At 72.3% G+C, this 3,893-nt stretch carries 5 protein-coding genes; all 5 read right to left on the reverse strand.

Annotated elements, in window-relative coordinates; translation table 11 throughout:
- Positions 1 to 227: 227 nt before the first annotated feature.
- Positions 228 to 1,031, reverse strand: a complete 804-nt coding sequence (locus tag ABZU53_RS31640) for a 3-keto-5-aminohexanoate cleavage protein (RefSeq protein WP_355069242.1) — start codon at positions 1,029 to 1,031, stop codon at positions 228 to 230.
- A gap of 31 nt (positions 1,032 to 1,062) precedes the next feature.
- Positions 1,063 to 1,752 (reverse strand): regulatory protein RecX, encoded by a 690-nt coding sequence (locus ABZU53_RS31645; protein ID WP_355069244.1) that lies wholly within the window; start codon positions 1,750 to 1,752, stop codon positions 1,063 to 1,065.
- A gap of 14 nt (positions 1,753 to 1,766) precedes the next feature.
- Complete coding sequence (gene recA, locus ABZU53_RS31650) at positions 1,767 to 2,813, reverse strand: recombinase RecA (protein WP_354859959.1); 1,047 nt, start codon at positions 2,811 to 2,813, stop codon at positions 1,767 to 1,769.
- 184 nt (positions 2,814 to 2,997) lie between these two features.
- Positions 2,998 to 3,198: a DUF3046 domain-containing protein gene (locus ABZU53_RS31655; protein WP_354859956.1), complete on the reverse strand. Its 201-nt coding sequence runs from the start codon at positions 3,196 to 3,198 to the stop codon at positions 2,998 to 3,000.
- A gap of 4 nt (positions 3,199 to 3,202) precedes the next feature.
- The coding region (locus tag ABZU53_RS31660; protein WP_355069245.1) for an MFS transporter at positions 3,203 to 3,893 on the reverse strand (691 nt) is incomplete at its 5' end.

Genomic DNA, 3,893 nt, shown 5'->3' on the forward strand with positions numbered 1-3,893 from the left:
CAACCACACAGACCTACAGCTTCCACGCCGAAATCACACTCTTCGAGAAAGGACTTGCCTCCCGCTCACGGCGCTAAACGCAACGGCGTTGTCCTGGATGTAGTGCCCTCACCGGCGCGGTGATGCCCCCACATCCTGGATCGAGCACGATCATCCGCAGCGGCTCAGCCGACGCCAGGGCGGTCAGCCGGCACCAAGGGCTCGGCCGACTTCGGCGGATCGGCGGCTCAGCCGGCGCCGGCCGCCAGCGCGGCGGTGACCAACGCGGCGTTGCCCGGTGCCGGTACGCCATCGGGCAACAGGAGCGTGTCCTCCAGCCCGATCCGGGTGTGCAGCCCACGGCTGACCGCCTCGGCGAGCACCGCCCAGGTGGCCGGACCCTCGGCGTGCAGCAACACGGGCGGAGCCACCGCGTCCTCCGGCGGCGACCCGCCCGGCATCCCCGCTGACGGCGGTGGCACGGCGGGCATCCCCGTCGACCGCGGTGGCACGCTGGGCATCCGCGCTGGCGGCGGCAGCGCGGCGAGGATCCGCGCCGCATCGGCCAACGCGACCGCCGGCTCCTGCGCCATGCACTCGACGAGGATCCGTCCGACCGGCACCCGCCAGGACCGGTACGCCTTCACGGCGTCGAGTGTCCAGAGCCCCACCTCGACGAGCACGCCACGCTCATGCAGCGCGGCGGCGACCGCCTCGGCGCCGGGCTCGTGCGCGTTGACCGAGGCGAAGTCGGGCAGCACCGGCCAGGATCGGACGGCGGCCACCCGGGCGGCCGGATCCGGTTCGATCCAGGCTCCGGTGCTCACCCCCACCGGCAGCCCCGGCCGGGCCGCACGGATCGCGGTCAGCGCGTCGGCGATCACCGCCGGGCGCAGTGACTCGACGCCGGCCGCGCCCCTGGGATGGACGTGCACGGCCGCGACGCCCAGCGCGGCACAGCGGGCCGCGTCGGCCGCCAACTCCGTCGGGGTCACCGGCACGGCCGGATGGGCGGCACGACTGCGCTGGCCGTTCAGACACGCTTTCAACATCGGGCCACCCCCACCGCACCCATCGCGCCACTCAGTCGAGCGGGCGGTTGTCGCGCTCCAGATCGCCCTCGGCGTCGGCGAGCGCGTCGGCGTCGATCTGCTCGGCGAACTCGGCCGCCTCGGCGCTCTGCGCGGCGAGCGCGTCCTTCACCGCGCGGATGGCCACGCCGGGCGGATAGCCCTTGCGGGCCAGCATCCCGACCAGCCGGCGGAAGACCGCGTCGGGCTCGCCCCGGGCGGTACGCAGTTTGCGCTCCACCAGAGCGCGGGCGGTTGCCGCCTCGGTCTCCTCGTCCAGCTCGCCCAGCGCCTCGGTGGCCACCTCGCCGTCGACGCCCTTGCGGCGCAGCTCGTTGGCGAGCGCCCGGCGGGCCAGGCCACGACCGGTGTGCCGGCTGGACACCCAGGCGCGGGCGAACGCCGCGTCGTCGATGATGCCGACCTCGTCGTAGCGGTCGAGCACCTCGGCCGAGACCTGCTCGGAGATGCCCCGCTTGGCCAACGCGTCGGCCAGCTCGGCCCGGGTGCGGGGCCGGACGGCGAGCTGGCGCAGGCAGATCTCGCGAGCCACCTCCGACTCGTCGCGCGGCGTAGGCGCCGGTTCATCCGCCGACGACTCGGCCCGGCGCCCCCGACGGGGACGCGGCGGATCGCTGGCGTCGCCCGTACGGGGTGGGCTGGCATCCCAGCCCCGCCCCGTACGGGCGCGTCGTCCTGCCACTGGTCAGCGACCGGTCAGAAGTCAACCGGCGGCAGCTCCGGGCCACCGGCGGCGTCGCTCGCGCCAACCCCGACGCCGAGCTTCTCCAGGATCTTCTTCTCGATCTCGGCGGCCACGTCCGGGTTTTCCTTCAGGAACTCCCGGGCCTTCTCCTTGCCCTGGCCGAGCTGGTCGCCGTCGTACGTGTACCACGCGCCGGACTTGCGGATGATCGCCTGCTCCACGCCGACGTCGATCAGCGAGCCCTCACGCGAGATGCCCTTGCCGTACATGATGTCGAACTCGGCCTGCTTGAACGGCGCGGCCACCTTGTTCTTCACGACCTTGACCCGGGTGCGGTTACCGACCACGTCGGTGCCGTCCTTGAGGCTCTCGATGCGTCGCACGTCGAGCCGGACCGAGGCGTAGAACTTCAGCGCCCGACCACCGGTGGTGGTCTCCGGGCTGCCGAACATCACGCCGATCTTTTCGCGCAGCTGGTTGATGAAGATCGCCGTGGTGCCGGTGTTGCTGAGCACACCGGTGATCTTCCGTAGTGCCTGGCTCATCAGCCGGGCCTGGAGGCCCACGTGGCTGTCGCCCATCTCGCCCTCGATCTCGGCGCGCGGCACCAGGGCCGCCACCGAGTCGATCACGATGATGTCCAGAGCGCCGGAGCGGATCAGCATGTCCGCGATTTCCAGCGCCTGCTCGCCCGTGTCCGGCTGGGAGACCAGCATCGCGTCGGTGTCGACGCCGAGGGCCTTCGCGTACTCCGGGTCGAGCGCGTGCTCGGCGTCGATGAAGGCGGCGATGCCGCCGTTGCGCTGGGCGTTGGCCACCGCGTGCAGTGCCACCGTGGTCTTACCGCTGGACTCGGGACCGTAGATCTCGACCACCCGGCCACGGGGCAGGCCGCCAATGCCGAGGGCCACGTCGAGCGCGATGGAGCCGGTCGGAATGATCGCGGTCTGGACGACCGGCCGGTCACCCAGCCGCATCACCGAGCCCTTGCCGAATTGCTTGTCAATCTGAGCGAGAGCAAGGTCGAGTGCCTTCTCCCGGTCAGGCCCTGCTGCCATGGTTGCCACCCCTGCCTTCGCCGGCGTCTTTGCTGAGCTTCGCGTCACGCGGACACGCTAGGCGCTGGGTCCGACAGAAAACCAGCCGACGGGCCGCGAGCTGTGGACGAGCACCCCGCTGTGGACAATAGCCGAACAGGTGTACGACTCGACAAGCGACACGCGGAACCGGCGAAAAGGCTGCTCAGCGTAGTCGAGCGGGTACGCGGTCGGGGTACGCGGCGCAGACCGCCCGCCACACCACGTGCGTCTGCTCCCCCGACGACAGCGCCTGCTCGATGGTCCGCCCATCGAGCTGGGACAGCACCTGGTCGCGGGCGATGCTGGCCGCGTAGCCCGGCCCGAACGCCTCCTCCAACCGCGCCCAGAAGTCGGTCAGCCGCACGTGATCAACCCTCCTCGCCCGGTGCCCCCGTCGGCACCGGGCGCAACGCTAGCGCCACCAGGGGCACGGTCGCGACCGCCGCGAGCAGGGTGAGCACCGGATAACCGGCGAGCTGCATGACAAACCCGCTGAGCACCGCGGCGCTGGCCCCCGCCAACCCCATGATCAGGTCGGAGAACCCCTGGACGCTGGGCCGCACACCGGCCGACACCGACTCGGAGAGCAGCGTCGAGCCGGCCACCATCGTCCCCGACCAACCCAGCCCGAGCAGGACCAGACCGATCGAGAGCCGGGGCGTGTGGTGCCCGGCGGTGCCGGCGACCGCGCAGGCGGCCAGCAGCAGCCCGACCCCGCCGAGGATCACCGCCCGCCGGCCGAGCCGGTCGGTGAGCCAGCCGACCACCGGGGCGAACGCGTACATGCCGGCGATGTGCAGGCTCAACACGATCCCGACCAGCCGCAGCACGTCGGCGTCGGCGTGCGACTCACCGAGCCGGACCGGGGTCATCGCCATCACCGCCACCATCACCAGGTGACCGATCGCCACGGCGGTGATGCCGAGCCGGGCGGCTGGCTGTCCGCGTACCACCGACCAGGCCAGCCGCATTCCGGCGGTGCGCGGCGCGCGCCCCCCGCCCCCCCCCGTGGGCGGCCCGGCCCCCCCCCCCCCCCACGGCAGGTTCAGAAGACCACGA

Origin of the sequence: Micromonospora sp. NPDC005194 (assembly GCF_040608335.1) — a bacterium.
In the GTDB taxonomy this organism is placed as follows: Bacteria; Actinomycetota; Actinomycetes; order Mycobacteriales; family Micromonosporaceae; genus Micromonospora.